Origin of the sequence: Enterococcus sp. DIV1420a (assembly GCF_051712165.1) — a bacterium.
In the GTDB taxonomy this organism is placed as follows: domain Bacteria; phylum Bacillota; class Bacilli; order Lactobacillales; family Enterococcaceae; genus Enterococcus; species Enterococcus faecalis.
Genome location: NZ_JBIOOI010000002.1, coordinates 411,885 through 433,001, shown reverse-complemented (window position 1 = coordinate 433,001; position 21,117 = coordinate 411,885). Strand labels below are relative to the sequence as shown.

The following is a 21,117-nucleotide window of genomic DNA, read 5'->3' as shown; positions in this document are numbered from 1 at the left end:
TTACCAACACACCACCACGATGACCATCACACACCCCCTATAATAATACTTTGGAGGATTATAGTACACAGGTGGATTATAGTACGTAACTGGCGGAATATATCCTGGCCAATATGTTGGTGGTGGCGGATTATAAACCGGTATTTTTCGGTTTTCTCGAACAATTGCAATTGTTTGACCCGCATGATTTTGCGTCAGACTGACGCGTGTTGGCGTAGTATTTCGTGAATAATCAGCCGGCGCTTGAACTTCTCTAATTTCATATACCCGGTTGACAGATAGCCCACTAATAGTGACTGTACCATCCCAACCTGTTGTTACTCTTTGTGTATAGCCATTAGTTGTATCTTTCCATTCAAAAACAGCGCCCGCTAAACGTGCTTTTGTTTCAACATCTTGTTTAATAATTCTGATAGCACCATAGTTTGCTTTATTGTTTAACACTAACGTATACGTTTTTGTGCCTTGACCTCGTAAATCAATCCGATGGACCCTACTATCCAACGCATACCCAGTTGGCGCTTGTATCTCGGTGATTTCATAAATACGATCCGACGATAATCCTGGAATCAGTACTTCACCATTTCCATTTGCTGTAAATGTTGCCGTATAGTTATTGGTAGTATCGCGAAATCTGAATTTCGCTCCTGCTAAACGTTTTCTTGTATCCGTATCTTGCTTAATAATTTTGATGGCGCCTTTTTGTGCTTGATTATTTAAGACTAATGTATAGGTTTTACCACCTTGTCCACGTAAATCAACTTTATGAACACGTCTATCTATGATATAGCCATTCGGTGCTTTGATTTCTGTGACCTCATAGATACGATCACCGGCTAATCCAGTAATCAGCACTTCACCGTTCCTATTCGCTGTAAACGTTGCAGTATAATTATTGGTTGTATCTCGGAATTTAAATTGTGCGCCTGCTAAACGTTGTTTCGTATATCCATCTTGCTTAACAATTTTGATGGCACCTTTTTGTGCTTGATTATTTAAGACTAATGTATAGGTTTTACCACCTTGTCCACGTAAATCAACTTTATGAACACGTCTATCTATGATATAGCCATTCGGTGCTTTGATTTCTGTGACCTCATAGATACGATCACCGGCTAATCCAGTAATCAGTACTTCACCGTTCCTATTCGCTGTAAACGTTGCAGTATAATTATTGGTTGTATCTCGGAATTTAAATTGTGCGCCTGCTAAACGTTGTTTCGTATATCCATCTTGCTTAACAATTTTGATGGCGCCTTTTTGAGCTTGATTATTTTTGGTGAACGTGTAGGTTTTGCCAGCATAATTCGCAGGTAAAAGAATTTTATGCACCGTTCTGTCAAGTATATAACCATTTGGTGCTTTTATTTCTGTAATTTCATAAATCCGGTTGACGGAAAAATTATACAAAGTTGCTTCACCATTAGCATTAGCAGTTACTACGCCTGTATTCCCATTCACTGTGTCACGCCATCTAAATTGTGCGCCTGCTAAACGTTGTTTTGAGTAACCATCTTGTTTAATTAATTTTAAATTGCCACGTAGCGCAACATTTTCAATGGTATAATAACCAATCTTGTCAGCAAAATTAGTCGTTAGGGTAACTCGGTAAGTCTTGTTATTTAAGATATAGCCGTTTGGTGCTTTAATTTCTGTAATTTCGTATACACGATTGACTGGCAAATTCGTTATCAGGGCTTGTCCGTTTTTGTCAGCTACAACTGTTCCTTCTTTTCCTGTCACCGTATCACGCCATTTGAACTCTGCACCTGCTAGACGTTTTCTTGAATCTTTGTCTACTTTGATTATTGCTAGACTACCTTTTTGCGCTGTATTTTCAATGATTACTGTCACTACTTTATTTGCCTGTGCAGTTGTTAAAGTGACTTTATGCACGGTTTTGTCTAGTACATAACCTGTGGGTGCTTTCGTTTCTGTGAGTTCATACGTACGATTGACGGATAAGTTGGGAATTGTGATGGTTCCATCGGTTCCAACTGTCACTGTTCCTGTTTTTCCTGTCACTGTATCTTTCCACTGAAATTCTGCGCCTGTTAAACGTTTTTTGCTTTCTTTGTCTTGTTTAACAATTTTGATGGAGCCTTTTTGCGCTACATTGTCAACAGTTACAGTCACTACTTTATTGGCTTGTGCACTTGTTAAAGTGACTTTATGCACGGTTTTGTCTAGTACATACCCCACTGGTGCTTTCGTTTCTGTGATTTCATACGTACGATTGACGGATAAGTTGGGAATTGTGACCGTTCCATCGGTTCCAACTGTCACTGTTCCTGTTTTTCCTGTCACCGTATCTTTCCACTGAAATTCTGCGCCTGTTAAACGTTTTTTACTGTCTTTATCTTGTTTGACAATTTTGATGGAGCCTTTTTGCGCTACATTGTCAACAGTTACAGTCACTACTTTATTGGCTTGTGCACTTGTTAGAGTGACTTTATGCACGGTTTTGTCTAGTACATAACCTGTGGGTGCTTTTGTTTCTGTGATTTCATACGTACGATTGACGGATAAGTTGGGAATTGTGATGGTTCCATCGGTTCCAACTGTCACTGTTCCTGTCTTTCCTGTCACTGTATCCTTCCACTGAAATTCTGCGCCTGTTAAACGTTTTTTACTGTCTTTATCTTGTTTGACAATTTTGATGGAGCCTTTTTGTACTTGCTGCTTATTCTTCACCCGATATGTTAAAGTGTAGTCGGCTTTTCCAGCAAATGAAATAGGATGTTTAGTTTCGTCTAATTCATAGCCATTAGGCGCCTTCGTTTCAACTAAATAATATTCTCCATCAGGTGATAAATTTGAAAATAACAGCTCGCCATTTTCATTCGTGACACCTTTTTCTATTAGATTATTTTTTTGGTCATACAACGAAAATTCAGCACCTGCTAAACGTTTCGCCTCATTATTTTCATCTACTTTTTCTACTTTTAACTGGTTTTCTAAACGCGTATTTTCTTTTTTCAAGCGAATCGTCTGTGTTTGTTCTAACTTAATTTCAAATGGAACTGGCGTTGCATCTAACTTGTAACCAGTTGGTGCTTTTGTTTCAATGAATGCATACTGACCAGCTTCCAAACCAGCTAAACGAATTTGACCTGCTTGATTGGTGGTTAATGTTTCTTGAACAACTTGTTGTGTTTTTGTGTTCACGACTTTGAAAACAGCACCTTCTAAAACTTTAGCAGTTACTGCATCAATTTTTTCTAAAACGACACCCCCTCGACCTGTTCCATCACTACTCTCGTCTGCTGTGATGTAGGCAATATCATCATCTTCCCAAGCATCGAATCCCTCACTAGAAATACGCATATACGTGTAATTTGATAGCACGGCATCACTTGGAATATTTTCATTTGGAATCGTTTCTAAATAAATATAATAGGCATTTTTATTGGAAAGATAACTGCCCGTGGTCGTTGGTATTCCTTCAAATTTTTCTGCTTCATAATTAAATCCAGATTCAGAGGCATTTTTTTGGAAAAATTGACTGGCATCATAACTATATTCGTCATGTTCCAAATTCCGAATCATTTCACCATTTGTTTCTAAAATAGGCTGCTTGGTGAGATATGCAGCAATACTGTCAATAGCTAATGTTTGGTTTGGACCTACATTATCTAAAAATTTAAAGGTTGTTTTTTCTGAACCTGAAAGACCTGCTTGATTATAGTTAAAATAAATGACCCAGGCAATTCTTCCCTCTGAGGTAAATCCTAACGGGACTTTTCGAACCAGTTCAGTTGGCGGAACTTTCTCCACGTATTGCCCGATATTAATTTTGACAATTTTTTGTGAATCACCAAAAGTAAAAACGACTTGATCTTCAAAATCTTCTGATAAATTTTGATTATATCGTAGCTTCAGTTGCAAATCTGCTGAGTAATCTGTAAGCGTTTGTAAGGCTTTAATCGTCCAAGTACCATCATCGTTTGGAATCACTTGAAGTGCGTCTCCAATTTCAAAAGGTGTCATTGAATAGGAATATTTTTCGCTAGCCATCCTTAATGTCATCGTCTCTCCGCTTGCTAATTCAGAGATTCCTAATGACAAAGAAACTGTCGCCCAATCTTTTGTAGCAACAATTTCCGTTTTTTCCCCCGGATATTCAACAGCTATAGACCGGATTTGTGTGCCACTTTCATTATCCATTGCATAAGAAATAATACTTGTATTAGATCCTATAATAGTAAAGATAATTAAACAAATCGAAAATAACTTATTAATACTTTTTTTCATTCATCACAATCCTTTCAACACTAATATGTGTCTTTTTAGACACTAGCTCACTAAAAAAAATAGTCATAATTTCTTCATTATTCAAATCCAACAATTGTGAAATCAATTTAATATCCGATGCTTTGAAAACAACTTCTCCTTTTAATTTTTTGTAAATCGTTGAAGCGGATATTGGTTGCCCGTATGCAGTCATTTCATTTGCCAACCACTCAACATTTTTTCCTTTCATTTTCAATTTTGAGTGAATTAAATTTGATTCCATTTTACTCTCCCCCTTTTCAGTGTCTAATAAGACACTGAAAATTATATCATTTTGTGAAAAAAACGTCAATATCATTAAAAAACGCTGATTTTTCTATTATATTCGTTACTTTCATTTTGAAAAAAACATGTTTCTTTTGCGACACTTTTTGTGCTAGAATGTTTTTACGGAGGTGGTTTTTTTGAAAGAAAATTTTTTGAAGCAAAAAAGGATGGAGAAAAATCTTACATTAGAACAAGTTGGAAATTTTGTTGGTGTTGGAAAAAGTACCGTCAGGAAATGGGAAACTGGAATGATTGAAAATATGGGGAGGGATAAAATTGTCGCCTTATCTAAAGTTTTAGATGTATCACCTCTTGAAATCTTAGGTATTCCTGAAACGGAAGAAACGCCATTTGTTGTCCCAACCAATATTATGAACATTTACAAACAGTTAACAACTGAAAATCAAGAAGCAGTCTTTCGATACGCTCAAAAGAAATTAACAGAACAAAATTACTTTTAATATTTATTTTAAATAGATGAATGCTAGACTTTTTAGTCAACGTCAAACAAAAAAAGCTTATCCGTAAGGATAAGCTTTTTTTAGATTGACTGTTGACCAAAATACTGACGCCATTTGGTTTTCATGGCTGTCGTCATCGGCAACGCCGCTTCTTTCACAGCACAATATTTGTCAACAAAGGTTACAATGTAACTTTCTTTGTATTTTGGTGGTGCAATAGTTGCGCCCCACATATGTTTAATAATAATGTCTCGTTCTAAATCAGACAACTCTGTAATTTTTTCAGCATTTTTGGCTGCAATTCGTGGATGAACATAGGCATGAGAGCCTTCGTCAAACTTTGTTGTGCGCCAATCATAGTAAAACAAATCATGTAATAAACCAGCACGAGCTGTTGCACGAGCATTGCCGTTCCAACGCTTTGCTAATTTATAGCTATGATAGGAAACACTAATTGAATGTTCTAAACGAGTTGAATGCATATGTTGTGTGTATTCTGCTAATTTTTGGACTTCTTCGGTTGCTAATAAATCTTCTACATAAGAAAGATATTCTTCGTCTTCACGCCATTTTTCTGTCATATAATTGGGTGCCACCTTTTCTAATCCTTTTATAACTTGACTCGAGTATAGCACCCCAGCTATTTAATTACTATGAATTTCTCAATCTGTAACTTAACTTTAATATTTGCTTAATAAGTTTAGCGTTCAACGCAGTAAAATTTTCACAAAAACTTCTACATTTCTTCTGGTGCATGTAACCCTAGTAAACGTAAATCTTCTTTTAGAACAGTAGCTACTGCATAAACTAACGCTAAGCGTGCCTCTTTTTGAGCATCTTCATCCAAAATCCGAACATGGGCATAATATTTATTGAACGCTTGTGCTAAATGAATGCTATGTTTCGCAATAACAGATGGTTCATATTTTTCAGCAGCTTGCATCACAGTTTCAGGGAATTTTTGTAACAACTTCACGACTTCCCAGCTATCCTTGTCATTTAGTGCATAACGTTGTGTGGCGTCTGGTGTAAAGTTTGCTTTACGTAAAATACTCATCGCACGAGCATGTGTATATTGAACATATGGCCCAGTTTCTCCTTCAAAACGAACAACTTCATCTAATACAAAATCGAAATTATTTAGACGATCATTTTTAAGGTCATGGAAAATAACTGCACCTACACCTACTTGTTTCGCCACTTCTTCACGATTTGCTAAGTCTGGATTTTTCTCGTTAATTTGATTTCCTGCTAAAGTAACAGCTTCATTCAATACTTCTTCTAATAAAACAATTTTCCCTTTACGTGTGGATAATTTTTTACCGCCTTGAGTAATTAAACCAAACGGAATGTGTTCCATATCATCTGACCATTCAAATCCTAGTTCTTTCAAGACTGCTTTTAATTGTTTGAAGTGATTGCTTTGTTCGTTGCCGACTACATAAAGCGATTTGGCAAAATCATACGTCCGTTTACGGTAAAGCGCAGCCGCTAAATCCCGTGTGATATATAACGTCGCACCATCTGATTTACGAATAAGTGCTGGATTTAAATTATATTCTGTCAAATCAACAATTTCTGCACCTTGATTTTCTGTTAATAAATGTTTTTCTTCTAATAAAGTAACAATTTCATCCATTTTATCATTATAAAAGGCTTCGCCATTATAAGAATCAAATTCAACTTCTAACATGGAATAGATTTTATCAAATTCTTTTAGAGACTCGCTACGGAACCATTTCCATAATTCATTAGCTTCTTGGTCTCCTTCTTCTAATTTTTTAAACCATGCACGTGCTTCGTCTTCTAATTCTGGTTTTTCTTCTGCTTCTTCATGAAATTGCACATATAAGCGCAATAATTCATTAATTGGTTGTTGACGAACTGCTTCTTCAGAACCCCATTTTTTATAAGCTACAATTAACTTACCAAACTGTGTACCCCAGTCACCTAAGTGGTTAATCCGAATTGGCTGATACCCAATTTTTTCTAAAATAAAGGCAATTGAATTCCCGATTACCGTAGAACGTAAGTGCCCCATAGAAATTGGTTTAGCAATGTTTGGTGAAGACATATCAATAGGAACATTGCCATTATTACCAAAGGTACTGTTTCCGTAGTTGTTTTTTTCTTTGACTACTGCGCCAATGACAGCTTGACTGACTGCTTCTTTATTCATGAAGAAGTTTAAATAAGGTCCCACCACTTCAATTTTTTCAAAATTTGTGCCATCAATTTTTTCTGCTAATTCTGCTGCAATTTGTTGTGGTGCTTTACGATAAATTTTAGCTAATGAAAAGGCTGGAAAAGCCACATCTCCATGATCGACAGATTTAGGATTTTCCAATAATTGTTCGATTTGATCCATCGTTAATTCTTCATTTAAAACATCATGTAACGCTTTTGCTACGATTTCTTTGTTGTTCATAAGAACCCTCCTGATTAATTTGTAAGTATAAAAAACAAAAACGTCTCTGACAAAACAAAATGATTTGTTTTGTCAGAGACGAGAATTTACCCGCGGTACCACTCTAATTGTCTATACTACTTGGATAGACCTGCTTCATCGATAACGGTGATTGCCGTCTGCTTTCAGCAGAATTCTAAAAGTGCGCTTCCTCATTCCGATCACTCTTGGCTCCCACCTTCCCAAGATCGCTAAGCTGACGTTGAAATAAGTACTCTCTTTATCATCGAATGTCATTGTTAAACTGGCTTCATTATAGCAAATTTTTGTCTAGCTGGCTAGCCTTCTTCACTAATTGTCATAAAACTAACGCCAGGTTCTGCATTTAAGTTATACGAAGCGAAGTGATTCTTTTCAGCTTCGATAAAAGCAGCAGCGCCAATCATCGCCGCGTTATCCCCACAAAGTTTTAATGGCGGAATAAGTAATGTTACTGCTGGTAATTGTTCACTGATTGCATGTCTCATTGCTTCTCGTAATCCTTGATTCGCAGCAACTCCCCCAGCAATTAGCAATTGCTTAACAGGATATTCTTGACAAGCACGAATGGTTTTAGTCACCAATACTTCCACCACACTCGCCTGAAAACTTGCGGCTAAATCCTTTGTAGACAGTACTTCACCACGTTGCTCTGCATTATGAACCGTGTTAATAAACGCACTTTTCAAACCACTAAAGCTAAAGTCATAGTTATCCTCTTTTAGCATCGCCCGTGGAAATTGGTAGGTATCTGTGCCTTCATGGGCCAAAGCATCAATCTCTTTGCCACTAGGATAAGGCAACCCTAACACACGTCCGACTTTATCATACGCTTCACCAGCTGCATCATCACGTGTTTCACCAACAATTTTGAAAGAGCCATCTTCTTTCATGTAGACCAATTCCGTATGTCCTCCACTAACGAGTAAGGCCATCAATGGAAATTCGAGCGGTGCCACAAAACGGGCAGCATAAATGTGCCCAGCCATATGATTGACTGGAATAAGTGGTAATTGGTGCGCCCAAGCAAATGCTTTTGCTGCAGAAAGTCCTATTAATAAAGCACCGACTAACCCAGGCCCATAGGTCACAGCAACGCCACTGAGTTCTTCTGGTGTGACTTTTGCTTCTGTTAATGCTTCTTCAATACAGATCGTCACTTGTTCAACATGATGACGACTCGCAACTTCCGGAACGACTCCGCCAAAACGTTGATGGCTCTTAATTTGCGAAGCTACGATATTGGAAAGAATTTTGTCGCCATCTTCAATGACAGCCACACTTGTTTCATCACAGCTACTTTCCACAGCTAATAATAATTTACGTTCTTTTGTAAAAATTGTCATTGGGCTTCCTTCCTTAATTTCGCACACATTACAAAGGCATTTTCTTGAGGTTCTTTATAATAATTTTTTCGAACAGCTACTTTCCGAAAACCTGTTTTCTCATAAAGTTTTTGAGCTAATGTATTCGATTCTCTGACCTCTAAGAAAATTTGTGTAATGTCACGACTTTTAACATATTCTTTAAAAGCTTTCATTAACTGACAACCAATTCCTTGGTGTTGTTTCTGACCATTCACAACAACGTGACTAATTTCTGCTTCATCTAAAATAAAATGATAGGCAATATAACCTAACCACTGGCCATTTTCAACTAAAAAAAGATATTCGCTATTTTCCTGAGCAAAATCTTCCGCGAATTGTGTTTCTGTCCAAGGGGAGCCAGTTGTATAAGAAGAATTACTAAAACGCCATAATTCTTCACCAATATTTGCTACAGATATTTCTTTTTTTGTTACTAACATTTTTTCTTCACTCTTCTTTTAAATCAATTATCATTTCTAGTGCGTCTTCATTATTTTCGTCATAATAGCCTTTTTTCACCGTCTGTGAGACAAAGCCAATTTTTCGATATAAACGTTGGGCTTTAACATTACTCATTCGTACTTCTAGCGATAAGGTTTCACAACGATTTTTCTTGGCAAAAATTCGCGTTTCTTCTATTAAAGAACGACCTAAACCTAAGCCTTGGTATGCTGTGTGAACAGCGACATTCGTAATGTGTGCATCCGTTCCTTGAATCCGACAACCAATAAAGCCAACTGTTTTTCCGTTAATTGCCGCTAACAAATAGAGATGCGGCGCTTTTGAGCCAAGTTCTGCCATGAAAGCAGACATCGTCCAAGGAAGTTCCCCAGCATAAACTTCACGTTCAATTGCTAGTAAATCCTTAATATCTTGGTAGGTGATTTCACGCAATTGAAATTCTTGCTGGTTCATTGCAATGGTTTTAGTTATATACCGTTGCCGTCTTTTTGTAAAGTATTTTGTCACAAAATTAAAGTTTTTCCACATAGCTTTCTCCATTAGGCGTGTGTGTCTTCAACCAATTTTCTTCCGCTTCTACTTTTTTCAAATACGCAGGTAAGAACCCATGAACATTTTCAACAGGTTCAGCCACACTACCTAACGCAGCCAAAACTGCGGCATTAGGAATTTGCCATTGTGGAACATCACAAATTTCTCCATGAGGAATGATTTGAGCTATTTCTTCAGTGAATTTTTCAACATCTTCACCAACAAAAAAAAGATTTGGTTCATTTTTTAGTTGTTCTAATAACTCCCGCAGGGAAATATGTTGGTCCGGTAACTCATTTTGCCACACGCCATTGACAAACCGATAAGCACCAGCATAGACGTTTTTACGACGCGCATCAAAAAGAGGCACAATTAAACCAGTTTGTCCAACACAATTGGCAGCTAACGTTTGTAGACTGGAAATGCCTACTAGCTCTTTCTTTAAAGTATAGGCCAATGTTTTGGCAGTCGTCACGCCTAAACGTAAGCCAGTGTATGATCCAGGTCCTTCTGCTACGACAAAACGATCAATTGCCGTTGGCGCCAAGTTCAATTGACTCATCAAATAGTCAATTGCCGGCATTAATGTTAAGCTATGATTTCTTTTAACCGTTGCTGTATAACTTCCCAGAATTTTTTGATTTTCACACACAGCAATACTCAATGTTTGGTTAGATGTATCTATTGCTAAAATTCGCACACGAATCCCTTTCCTTCTACAATTTAGTCGCTTCATTGTAGCACACTTTCCTTTTTCTAAAAAGGGAAAACGAGGTTTCTTTTTACAGAAACCTCGTTTCGTTCATTTTCTCTTTTTATTTAATGGTTGCTTCTAAGTAATCAATTAATGGTTTACTGATATCTGTTGCAGAACCATTTTCTCCTGAATTTTCAACCATAATCATTGTTAAGAATTTATTGTTACTACGATCTAACGTTAGAAGGAAACTGTTTTCTTTGCCATCTGTATCTTGTTTATCTTTTATTTCAGCTGTTCCTGTTTTAGCAGCCAATGAGAAGTTCGGATTGTACATATTATAAACATAACCTGAAGGATCTTCCACACTACCTAAAAGATCTGTGGCAATTGTATTCGCTGCGTTGGCGCTGATTACATTGTCTTTTTTCTTCGTTTCTTTGTCTAAAACTAGTTTTGGATAGACTAATGTTCCATTATTTTGGAAAACACTATACATGGTAGCTTGCTGGATTGGCGAAATTAACAATTGACCTTGACCGTAGCCCGTATCTGCTAAAAGAATTTCAGAATTAAATTTATCTTCATTTGAAATTTGAGCAGGCGTCATGGCAATTGGTAAATCTAGTTCCTCACCGAAAATGAATTTATTAAGACCCGCTCTAAATTTGTCTTCTCCCATCCGTAATGTTTGTTGGGCAAAATAAATATTATCTGAATTAACTAAAGCGGTACGCAGATTGACTGGACTTGCTTCTTTTACACGTGTCGCAAAATAGCCGCCCCAAGATTTATCTTTTTGCCATTTCAAACCATTAATTTCTAGCTCTTCATCTGGCTTCAATGTCCCTGCATCTAAACCAATGGCACCGGTAATTGTTTTAAAGGTAGAGCCTGGTGCATAGCCTGTCGCAAAACGTGCTGTGAATGGTAAATCTTTGTTGTTATTGTAAGCATCATATTCTTTTTGAGAAATACCATTGGCCATTTTATTAGGATCATACGAAGGTGAACTAACCGTTGCTAATAAATCGCCTTTTTGAGGATCGGTAATGACCGCACTACCAGGACGTTTGTCAAATATAGCGAAGGCTTGTTGTTGTACGCCACTGTCAATCGTTAATTTAATCGTTTGACCATCTTTTTTCTCTTTGGTTTGTAAAGCTTTTTTGACATTCTCTTTGTCATCTAAAATAACTAGTGAGCCACCATCTTGCCCTCTTAATTCTTTATCAAACGCTCGTTCTAAACCAGTTTTACCAATTACGCCCGTACTACTTAACTCTGGATTTTTTTCAATATCTTCTGCAGTAATGGTGCCCGTATACCCGATTAATTGCGCAGCTGCTTCCCCCAGCGGATAATAACGTGACTCTGTATCTTTTGTCGCAGCCCCTGTTGGTAATTCTGTCACTGGTTCAGAAGCGACTGTGATTGGTACAAAGGAGTCTGCTTGGACCCATCCTTGGCTTAACTTTTGATTGATTTCATCAACAGAAACGCCGAATTTATCACTAAAAGCTTTGATATTGGCTGTTTTTTCTGCGCCAGAACCGAGTTTGCCAGGCACTACGCCCACTTCGTCAAACACTTTGTTAATTGCTAGCCCACTACCATTACGATCGACAATTTCTCCACGTTTGGCATTATCTACTTGAATCGAAATTTTATCATTTCCTGACATATCTGGAAAAATTAAAGACGGCTTCCAAGCGATTTGGTAGGTATCGCCTTTCTTGGCGATACTTGATTGATAAGACAAATCTTTCATTTCGCCTAAAGGAGTGCTCATCGATAATTTATAGGTAAATGTGTATTGATTGTCTTTCGCCTTTTTGACTTGAACATCACTAGCTTTGACTCCTTCTGCTTGAATCCCTGAATAAATTGCTTGGTATTTTTCAACAACAGATTTAGTATCATAGCCATTTTTCTTTAAGCTAGCTTCTTGAACAACGGACGGTAACTTATCAAATTCCTGTTTTGACAATACGTTTAAAAATGTAGTAGCTGTTTTCTTCGCTTCGGCTAATTCTTGTTTGGCTTGCCATTGACTATAAGCATAATACCCGCCACCGGCAGCAGCGATTAGAACCAAGGCAGAAACACCAAGAATAAGTGGTTTTTTTGAAGATTTTTTATTACGATTGCTTCGTTCCATTCAATAATCCCCTAACTATATAGTATGTCTTTTCTTCTATTATACGTAACTTTTTTTAAAATGCTTGTGTTTCACCTATACTTTTTTTAATTTCTTAATAAAGTTTGATCAATTTTTTCCATTTCATCAGGCTTTCGTTGGATTTCTCTGCATTCATTGTGTGGTATACTAGCTGTAACAATTAGTTTTTTATTAGGAGGAATGAACATGGGACTTATTAAAGCAGCAACAAGTTCAGTTGGCGGTGGCTTGGCCGATCAATGGCTAGAGGTTATTGAACCTGATAATATGGGAGACACAACCGTCATGACAAAAGGTGTTTTTGTACGTAAAGATGATAAACGTGGTTCTAATCGTAAAGGAACGGACGATGTTTTAACAGATGGTTCTGTTGTACATGTCTATCCCAACATGATGATGCTTCTTGTCGATGGGGGCAAAATCATCGATTACACTGCTGAAGAAGGCTATTATACAGTCAAAAATGATTCTGCGCCTTCAATGTTTAACGGTTCTTTAAAAGATGCGATTGCAGAGACCTTCAGTCGTTTCAAATTTGGTGGCGTAACTCCACAAAAACAACAAGTTTTTTATATTAACTTGCAAGAAATTAAAGGCATTAAATTTGGAACACCTGCGCCATTAAACTATTTTGATAATTTTTATAATGCCGAACTTTTCTTACGTGCACACGGAAATTACTCAATTAAAATTACAGATCCTTTACTATTTTATACTAATGCGATTCCTAAAAATCAAACGCAAGTAGATATTAATGATATTAATGAACAATATTTGGCAGAGTTCATTACAGCATTGCAAGCAGCCATCAATCAAATGTCTGCTGATGGACAACGTATTTCTTATGTTCCCTCAAAAAGTGTTGAATTAAGTAAATATATGCAAACTGCGCTTGACGAGGATTGGCGCACCAATCGCGGCATGGAAATTGTTTCTGTAGCAGTTGCGAGCATTTCTTATACAGATGATTCAACAAAATTAATCAACATGCGAAATGAAGGTGCTATGCTCAGCGATCCAGGTGTTCGCGAAGGCTATGTTCAAGGTTCCTTGGCTCGTGGTATGGAGGCTGCTGGTAAAAATGAAGGTGGCGCAATGAGCGGCTTTATGGGCGTTGGTATGGGCATGAATGCGAATGGCAACTACTTTGCGCAAGCATCTCAAACAAACCAACAACAAATGCAAGAAAAACAAAACCAGCAAAATGCACAAGGGGCTACAGACACTTGGACTTGCCCACAATGTGGGACTGAAAACACTGGGAAGTTTTGTTCAAACTGTGGTACACCAAAACCAACAAACGAAAAACCAAAATTAGAAATGAAATGTAGTGAATGTAGCGAAATTGTTGACTTAAGTAATGGTATTCCTAAGTTCTGTCCACATTGTGGTAAACCATTCCAAGGGGTTCCTTTATAAGCAAGTAGTGAACAATTAAAGAAAAGGGTCAGGCACAAGTCTACCCTTTTTCTTTGAATCAGATTCCTGTTATTTACTCACTCTATTAGAAAGGACGGTTGCAATGGAAACAACATTTACCCATAAATGCCCCAACTGTGGCGGCCCGCTCTTATTTAATCCCAAAGATCAAAAATTTCATTGTGAATATTGTTTAAATATTTACACGGAAGAAGAAGTGACTCGTTATGAGCAACAGCAACATGAGGCGCATTTAGAGAATCCCTCAACAACGACTGCCGAGGAAAATTTGACTTTCACAGCGGAAGAAGAATCCTCCGCTACGCAACAAACAGAGACCACTGAGAATGAAACAACTGCAGATGCAGGCACAATGGAAATTTTTAATTGTCCAAGCTGTGGCGCTCAAATTGTCACCGATGCAACAACGGCTGCCACATACTGTTATTATTGCCATAATCCAGTTGTCTTGGCTGGTCGATTAAGTGGCGAATTTTTACCAGAAAACGTCTTACCCTTTACAATTGAAAAAGACGAAGCGATTGAAAAATTTCTCGCTTGGACCAAGAAAAAATGGTTCATTCCCCGAGATTTTTTCAGCAAAAATCAAATCGATAAATTAACTGGGGTTTACTTCCCCTATTGGGTCGTTGATGCAGAAGTCGACGGACAACTGCAAGCTACTGGCACAAGTATTCGCATTTGGCGCGTAGGTGATATTGAATACACCGAAACAAAACGTTTCAATGTGGGACGTTCAGGAAAATTATCGTTTAAAGAATTAGTTAAAAATGCCTTGTCAAAAAACGTCCAACAAAAAATGGTGGAAGGCGTTCAACCATTTTTAATTGATCAAGCAGTGCCTTTCAAAAGCCAATACCTAGCAGGTTTTCAAGCAGAAAAACGCGATATTGAATATGAAGCAATCAAAAAACACGTCCAACAAGAATTACAAGATTATTCGGAATCATTGTTACGGGACTCTGCTTCTGGTTATACTACGTTGACAAATGTTCGCACGGATATTTCTCTAAACCAAGAAAATAATCACTATATGCTTTTGCCAATTTGGTTAGTCACCTATCGCAGTCAGGAACAATCAAAAAAAGTTTATTATTATGCCATGAATGGACAAACAGGTAAAGTAAGCGGTGTGCTTCCAATTAGTTACACTCGTTTAGGACTAGCAACGTTAGGCATTTTCGCTGGACTCTTAGCACTCTTTTTATTAGGAGGTTATTTCCTATGAAAAAACGACTTTTACCTATTTTTTTCCTAATACTTCTTGCTTTTGGCCTTGCCCTACCCGTTTCGGCGGCTGAAAATTCAATTGATGATGACGCACAATTACTGACACCTGATCAAATCAACCAACTAAAGCAAGAGATACAACCTTTAGAAGAAAAAACAAAAGCCTCTGTCTTTATTGTGACCACAAATAATAATACCTATGGCGATGAACAAGACTATGCAGATCATTATCTTTTAAATAAAGTTGGCAAGGACCAAAATGCGATTCTTTTTCTCATTGATATGGACTTACGGAAAATCTACATCTCTACTTCTGGAAACATGATTGATTATATGACAGATGCACGAATTGATGATACCTTAGATAAAATATGGGATAATATGAGTCAAGGAAATTATTTCGCGGCTGCTCAAACCTTTGTTCAGGAAACTCAAGCATTTGTTAATAAAGGGGTTCCTGGGGGGCACTATCGTGTGGACAGCGAAACAGGTAAAATCACTCGTTATAAAGTCATTACCCCGCTGGAAATGGTAATTGCTTTTGCTGCTGCGCTGATACTCAGTTTGGTCTTCTTAGGCATTAATATTTCTAAATATCAATTAAAATTTTCAAGTTATCAATATCCCTTTAGGGAAAAAACAACTTTAAACTTAACCTCCCGCACAGATCAGTTAACCAACTCTTTCATCACTACGCGTCGTATTCCTAAAAACAATGGCGGCAGTGGCGGAATGGGCGGTGGTGGTAGCACCACCCACTCAACTGGCGGCGGCACATTCGGTGGCGGCGGTCGAAGTTTTTAGATTTTTTATCTTTTTTAATTATTTCATAAAAATAATGGTGTTATTTTTATGAAATAATGATAAAATAAGTATACTGTGGTGTGTTATTTTTACACATGGCGGTATACTTATTTTCATTTAAACTAAGTGATTTGTAGTCCAAAGTTATTTAATTGGGGATTGTTTTCAACTATTTAGTAAGCGCTACAAATCATTAACTAAACTATGGGAGGGAAAGTGAAAATGAAAAAAAATGATTCAAATGAAGGAAAAGTAAAAAAACCATTTTATAAGAAAATTTGGTTTTGGGTTGTAGTAGTTATTGTACTGGGGATTGCTGGTAGTGGTCTTGGCAAAGAGGATAAAAAAGCAAGCAATGATACCAAAGAAGTGAAAACAGAAGCCTCTACTTCAAAAGCTACGAATAGTTCAAAAAATGATACAAAAAAAGAAAGCTCTGAAAAGAAATCAGAAGATAAATCGAAAGATAACTCTGATTTAAAAGCAACTTACGATAAAATTAATGTCGGTGATATTATGAACAGCAGCGAAGGCGGTTCTACAGAAGATGAAGTAAAAGCAATTTTAGGTGAACCAGCCTCTTCTTCTACAACAGATATCCAAGGCATCTCTACCACTACTCTATCTTGGACAAATGTCAAGGGTGGTGATCTTCTTGCATCTATTACTGTTTCATTCTCTGATGGCAAAGCAGCGAGCAAATCTGTAAGTGGCTTGAAGGTTGCAAAACATGATAAAGTTACTGCAGACCAAGTAAATAACATTGCTACTGATGGTTCATATTCTGAAGAACAAGCTAGAAAAGATTTAGGAGATCCAACAGGGATTACTTCTACAAATATCAATGGTGAAAAAAATGATACTTTAATCTGGATGAAAAACTTAGATGGTGATTTAGGTGCTACTGTTACGGTTTCTTTTTCTAATGGAAATGCAATTTCTAAATCAAGTTCAGGATTAAAATAAGAAAAACTTGTCATTGTAAAATATTAACAACGAAGTCAGGACAGAAGTGTTTAACTCCGAGCACCACGTAGGTAAGGATTAAGATATCCCGAACACTTGTGTGAGAAAGTCACTTTCGGCTTATTTCCGAAAGTGTTGCTTCTGTTCCCGCCGTTTATCAGTTTTTGAGCGTGGGACAAAAATCCAAAGTGATTTTTGTCCCACGCTCGTTTTCTATTTTAGTTGTAATTTTTTTCTTATTGAACAAAAATCTGTGAGCTGAAATTATAAAACCTATGAACATCATGGTATTTTATTGAAATACACTAGTATGCTTGCTTAGATACTCGAATAAAAGAAACGTTTTTCACAATACATATATCAAAAATAATAGATTTTTTTCTTCTTGGTATTTTCCCATAATTCTTGATAAGGTATTTCATGGATATCACGAAAATAAGCTACTTCAAAATTTTCAAAATCAGTTGACTGGCAGTTGCCGGTTAAAACACCAATTCCTGCTTTACCATGACAAGTTCCCATGAAAACATCCACGAGCGAATCACCTACCATAATTACTTCTGTCGCCTTCAATTGACATGACTGACAAAAGGCTTGGAGCATGTCCGCATCTGGTTTCGGTAAGTAACGATCTCCTGTCGCAATAAAATCAAACATTTCTGTTAAACCAAGATATTCCATAATCAACATAGTCGCTGGCAAAGTATCTGAAGTTGCTAATCCAATTTTATAGTTCTTCCGTTTTAGCTCAAGAAATAACTGTTTTAAATCACCAATTGGTTCAATCTTTTTCAGATTTTTTCGTAAATAATCATAAAAAAATTGCTCCAGCCATCGACTGCTGATTCCCTGTTCGACTAATTCCTCAAATTGCGCCAATTCCTGATAAAGTTCCTGATAAAGGACTTCATCAAGTAAATGTTTTTGCAAAAAACGTTGCTCCTGAATAGCTAATATCTTTTTTATTTCTGCTGAATGATGAGGGGCTAACATACTTAGTGTTTCAAAACAAGCTTGCAAACCTGCTTGCCAAAGAGTGTCAAAACGAATACACGTACCATCTTTATCAAATAAAATTCCTCGATTTTCCATGAAAGAACACCTCAAAACGTTTGCTTTGCTTCCTATTTGTTTCTTCAAGTATACTAATCATTTATTTGATTTTGATATTCTTTTTGTATCATTTGTGTAAAAAAATATAAAAAAGCAACGAATTGTAGTGCGCCCCCAAAGTTAGACCAAAAAATCTAACTTTGGAGGCGTATTTAAATTGGCAAAATACGATTATGCATTCAAGAAAAAAGTAGTAGAAGCTTACCAAAATGGCGCAGGAGGTTATCGAATACTAGCGAATCAATTTGATATTGCTTCACTTTCGACTGTTCGTAAATGGGTTAAAACAGTCGAGAAATTTGGATTTAACGCACTTCATCGAAGAGTAAATTACCAACATTACTCTTCCAAATTCAAGCGGGATGTCATACACTATTATTTAACGAGTGGTGACTCTTATCTGACTGTCGCATTGAAATATGGTCTGCCAAACGATACCTTAGTCTTGGCTTGGCACCAGAAATTTCTAGAAACAGGCATAGAAGGGCTTTCACCAAAACAGAAAGGAAGACCTTCTATGTCAAAGAAAAAGAAACCCGTTCAGGTGAAAAAAACACGAACACGTGAACAAGAATTAGAACATGAAAATGAACTATTGCGAGCGGAACTAGCCTTCATAAAAAAGCTCCGCGCTTTAGGAATGAATATCCCGGAACGACTCAAGAACGAGATGCCCGAATCATCCACGAACTCCGAAAAAAATTCCGATTAACAATCTTACTGGAAGCAACCAAATTTCCTAAAGCGACGTATATGTATTGGCAAAAGCGATTTGAGCGAAAAAATCCCAATCAAAAATTAGAAGCCCTGATTAAGAAAATTTTTGACGAAAACAAAGGAAACTATGGCTATCGCCGTATTCAATTAGCTTTAAAAGAACAAGGATTGAACGTAAACCATAAAAAAATTCGTCGTCTTATGCGTAAACTTGGCCTAAAAGGGACAAAATTTATTCGTAAATCAAGAAAATATAATTCCTACAAAGGAACCGTTGGCTATGGCGAAAAAAACCGTCTACATCGTCGTTTCTACACTTCAGTACCCCATCAAAAGCTAACAACAGATACCTCTGAATTTAAGTATTATGAACGTGATCAAAGTGGAAAGATTCAAATAAAAAAACTCTATTTAGATCCTTTTCTTGATTTATTTAATGGTGAAATCTTGTCTTACCGTATTTCTAAACAGCCGAATGCCAAAGCAATTCTTGAGGCACAAAAAGAAGCCATTGATAAAACGCAAGATTGTCCATATCGGCGCACTTTTCATTCTGACCAAGGTTGGGGGTACCAAATGAAGCAGTACAAAAAGCAATTAACCAGTCACCAGATCTTTCAAAGTATGTCTCGAAAAGGCAATTGTTTTGATAATTCTCCTATGGAGAATTTCTTTGGTTTACTAAAACAAGAAACCTACCATGGCATTATTTATTCTAGTTTCGAAGAACTAGAACAAGCAATTGAGGAATGGATTGATTATTATAATCATCAACGAATAAAGACAAAACTAGGGTGCAGTCCCGTTCAATTCCGTAAACGGTTCGTCGCATAAAAATACCGACCAGATTTCTCCAGTCGGTATTCGGTCTAACTTTCGGGTCTCACTACAAATTTAGAAAAATTCGTTGCTTTTTTATTAATCAATCACTTTTTTCACTTTGAATTCTTTTGTTTCAGTAGACGGTTCTGTTTGATCAGCTAATTCAAATAAAATATGGGTACCATTTTCTTCATCTTCAACGATAATCAGTTTTCCTGGAATCTTTCGAGTATCTTTCGCAATTTGGGCTTCTTTAATTAATTCTTTTTGGTCTCTTTTTGAAGCAAGGGCATTTCCTAAATTAAAAAAGACAGTTTCTTCCATAATTAACCACTCACTTTCTCTACTTTTCTTAAGTCAATTATAGCATATCCCTAGAAAAAGTGGCAGCTTGTGTCCTTTTACTTTCATTTAAGCATCAATAATCAAAGAATAAGCATAAGGACTTTCATAAATTCCTGAAGTATAATAATTGAGCCTCTTTTTAAATAGCGGGCCGTCAATTACCAACGTATGGTACTCCCCGTTTTCTCCGCAAATATCTAATTGATGCTCTTTAAGGTACGTGATAAATGTTTCATCTAACGGTTCTCCTAAAAATTTTATTGGAATACCTGCCTCTTTGCTGACCGTTTTGATAATTGCTGTGTACCCTTTTGCCAAGAATTCTTTCACAAGTGCTTCGCGATTCTCCTGCCAAAGAGGTAATTGTGGCTCAAGCCCAGCACTTAATGCAACTTGGCGATCCCAAGCACCATTTTGTTCAATATCTATATCGCCAAAACAAACCGTTTCTGCACCTAATTTTTTGGTTTCCTGCAGTGCCTCAACCACTTTTTCTGTGTAATTTGTTTCATTGTTATGTGATATAACAAGTGGTAAATCTAACGCTTCGGCTGCTGCTTCTAAGACGGAGATTGGTATGCCGTGAAACCAAGAACGATTAATTTCATCACTTAATGTTGTCACTAACGCAACTGGCTGATTTCCTGCTTGTACCAATCGATCCATCGCCAATAAACAATCTTTACCAGAGCTATAACTTAAACAAAATTTTTTCATAAACGTTCCCTCTTTTCTCTATGACTATACCTCAAAACAATACATCCGTATACATATTTATTATTTAAGTATAACTAATACTGAATAGTTATTTGAATCAAAACATGGTATAAAATAGAGGTAAAGCAAGCTTTATTCACTTCTTTATATCTCTTTTCAACGGATGATCAGCTGGCGGAAACCAGCTGATCTTTTTTTCAAAAAACACAGCTATCTTTTGCAGTTTTCTTTTCCTCATGTTATAAAGAGATAGTAGG

18 protein-coding genes and 1 other annotated feature are annotated in these 21,117 nt (G+C 36.9%); of the genes, 6 read left to right on the top strand and 12 right to left on the bottom strand.

All coding sequences use genetic code 11. The features are described 5' to 3' along the window. Positions 1 to 4,254 carry an MSCRAMM family protein gene (locus tag IGI80_RS13435; protein WP_438723846.1) on the bottom strand — a complete coding sequence of 1,418 codons (4,254 nt, stop codon included), beginning with the start codon at positions 4,252 to 4,254 and terminating at the stop codon, positions 1 to 3. Further along, on the bottom strand, positions 4,238 to 4,591 hold the full coding sequence (locus IGI80_RS13430; protein ID WP_002359704.1) for a hypothetical protein: 354 nt from the start codon (positions 4,589 to 4,591) through the stop codon (positions 4,238 to 4,240). Before IGI80_RS13430 ends, IGI80_RS13435 begins: the two co-directional genes overlap by 17 nt. A gap of 97 nt (positions 4,592 to 4,688) precedes the next feature. On the opposite strand from IGI80_RS13430, the gene IGI80_RS13425 reads away from it, so the two are divergent. After that, positions 4,689 to 5,021, top strand: coding sequence for a helix-turn-helix domain-containing protein (locus tag IGI80_RS13425; RefSeq protein ID WP_002362215.1), 333 nt, complete (start codon positions 4,689 to 4,691; stop codon positions 5,019 to 5,021). A gap of 80 nt (positions 5,022 to 5,101) precedes the next feature. Here the strand turns inward: IGI80_RS13425 and IGI80_RS13420 are convergent, their stop codons facing one another. From IGI80_RS13420 to pbp4, 7 genes are all read right to left on the bottom strand, one after another. Further along, the gene (locus tag IGI80_RS13420; protein ID WP_002356666.1) at positions 5,102 to 5,602 is read right to left on the bottom strand and encodes an HD domain-containing protein; all 501 of its coding nucleotides are present in this window, start codon (positions 5,600 to 5,602) and stop codon (positions 5,102 to 5,104) included. 155 nt (positions 5,603 to 5,757) lie between these two features. Continuing rightward, positions 5,758 to 7,449: an arginine--tRNA ligase gene (argS, locus tag IGI80_RS13415; RefSeq protein ID WP_002359703.1), complete on the bottom strand. Its 1,692-nt coding sequence runs from the start codon at positions 7,447 to 7,449 to the stop codon at positions 5,758 to 5,760. A 71-nt stretch (positions 7,450 to 7,520) separates the two neighbouring features. Further along, positions 7,521 to 7,724: a binding site (T-box leader), on the bottom strand. A 42-nt stretch (positions 7,725 to 7,766) separates the two neighbouring features. Further along, on the bottom strand, positions 7,767 to 8,813 hold the full coding sequence (gene tsaD, locus IGI80_RS13410; RefSeq protein WP_002372207.1) for a tRNA (adenosine(37)-N6)-threonylcarbamoyltransferase complex transferase subunit TsaD: 1,047 nt from the start codon (positions 8,811 to 8,813) through the stop codon (positions 7,767 to 7,769). After that, positions 8,810 to 9,274: a ribosomal protein S18-alanine N-acetyltransferase gene (gene rimI, locus IGI80_RS13405; RefSeq protein WP_002359702.1), complete on the bottom strand. Its 465-nt coding sequence runs from the start codon at positions 9,272 to 9,274 to the stop codon at positions 8,810 to 8,812. The genes tsaD and rimI (IGI80_RS13405) overlap by 4 nt, the downstream gene beginning before the upstream one ends. A 7-nt stretch (positions 9,275 to 9,281) precedes the next feature. Further along, the gene (gene rimI, locus IGI80_RS13400; protein ID WP_002387121.1) at positions 9,282 to 9,836 is read right to left on the bottom strand and encodes a ribosomal protein S18-alanine N-acetyltransferase; all 555 of its coding nucleotides are present in this window, start codon (positions 9,834 to 9,836) and stop codon (positions 9,282 to 9,284) included. After that, on the bottom strand, positions 9,808 to 10,527 hold the full coding sequence (tsaB, locus tag IGI80_RS13395) for a tRNA (adenosine(37)-N6)-threonylcarbamoyltransferase complex dimerization subunit type 1 TsaB (protein ID WP_002356660.1): 720 nt from the start codon (positions 10,525 to 10,527) through the stop codon (positions 9,808 to 9,810). Before tsaB ends, rimI (IGI80_RS13400) begins: the two co-directional genes overlap by 29 nt. Positions 10,528 to 10,642: 115 nt before the next feature. After that, a complete protein-coding gene (gene pbp4 / locus IGI80_RS13390; protein WP_002356658.1) occupies positions 10,643 to 12,685 on the bottom strand; it encodes a penicillin-binding protein PBP4(5) in 2,043 nt (680 codons plus the stop codon). A gap of 207 nt (positions 12,686 to 12,892) precedes the next feature. Between pbp4 and IGI80_RS13385 the strand changes: the two genes are divergently transcribed. The 4 genes from IGI80_RS13385 (at position 12,893) to IGI80_RS13370 (ending at position 17,146) form a co-directional block, all read left to right on the top strand. Further along, on the top strand, positions 12,893 to 14,125 hold the full coding sequence (locus IGI80_RS13385) for an SPFH domain-containing protein (protein ID WP_002356656.1): 1,233 nt from the start codon (positions 12,893 to 12,895) through the stop codon (positions 14,123 to 14,125). 103 nt (positions 14,126 to 14,228) lie between these two features. Beyond that, positions 14,229 to 15,374, top strand: coding sequence for a hypothetical protein (locus tag IGI80_RS13380; protein WP_002359695.1), 1,146 nt, complete (start codon positions 14,229 to 14,231; stop codon positions 15,372 to 15,374). Beyond that, positions 15,371 to 16,180 carry a TPM domain-containing protein gene (locus IGI80_RS13375; RefSeq protein ID WP_438723844.1) on the top strand — a complete coding sequence of 270 codons (810 nt, stop codon included), beginning with the start codon at positions 15,371 to 15,373 and terminating at the stop codon, positions 16,178 to 16,180. The genes IGI80_RS13380 and IGI80_RS13375 overlap by 4 nt, the downstream gene beginning before the upstream one ends. Before the next feature lie 222 nt (positions 16,181 to 16,402). Continuing rightward, positions 16,403 to 17,146 (top strand): DUF3862 domain-containing protein, encoded by a 744-nt coding sequence (locus IGI80_RS13370; protein ID WP_438723843.1) that lies wholly within the window; start codon positions 16,403 to 16,405, stop codon positions 17,144 to 17,146. Positions 17,147 to 17,506: 360 nt separating this feature from the next. On the opposite strand, the gene IGI80_RS13365 is transcribed toward IGI80_RS13370, so the two are convergent. Next, positions 17,507 to 18,238, bottom strand: coding sequence for an HAD family hydrolase (locus tag IGI80_RS13365; protein WP_002362629.1), 732 nt, complete (start codon positions 18,236 to 18,238; stop codon positions 17,507 to 17,509). Between the two features lie 178 nt (positions 18,239 to 18,416). Here IGI80_RS13365 and IGI80_RS13360 point away from each other — a divergent pair. After that, positions 18,417 to 19,810, top strand: a protein-coding gene (locus IGI80_RS13360) for an IS3 family transposase (protein ID WP_438722946.1) whose coding sequence is annotated in 2 segments (ribosomal slippage) — positions 18,417 to 18,957 and positions 18,957 to 19,810 — 1,395 coding nt in all. Because the reading frame shifts where the segments join, the coding sequence is not laid out codon by codon here. Between the two features lie 84 nt (positions 19,811 to 19,894). On the opposite strand, the gene IGI80_RS13355 is transcribed toward IGI80_RS13360, so the two are convergent. Next, positions 19,895 to 20,122 (bottom strand): hypothetical protein, encoded by a 228-nt coding sequence (locus IGI80_RS13355; protein ID WP_002356649.1) that lies wholly within the window; start codon positions 20,120 to 20,122, stop codon positions 19,895 to 19,897. An 87-nt stretch (positions 20,123 to 20,209) separates the two neighbouring features. Beyond that, complete coding sequence (locus IGI80_RS13350; protein ID WP_002370467.1) at positions 20,210 to 20,860, bottom strand: diphthine--ammonia ligase; 651 nt, start codon at positions 20,858 to 20,860, stop codon at positions 20,210 to 20,212. Positions 20,861 to 21,117 lie beyond the last annotated feature (257 nt).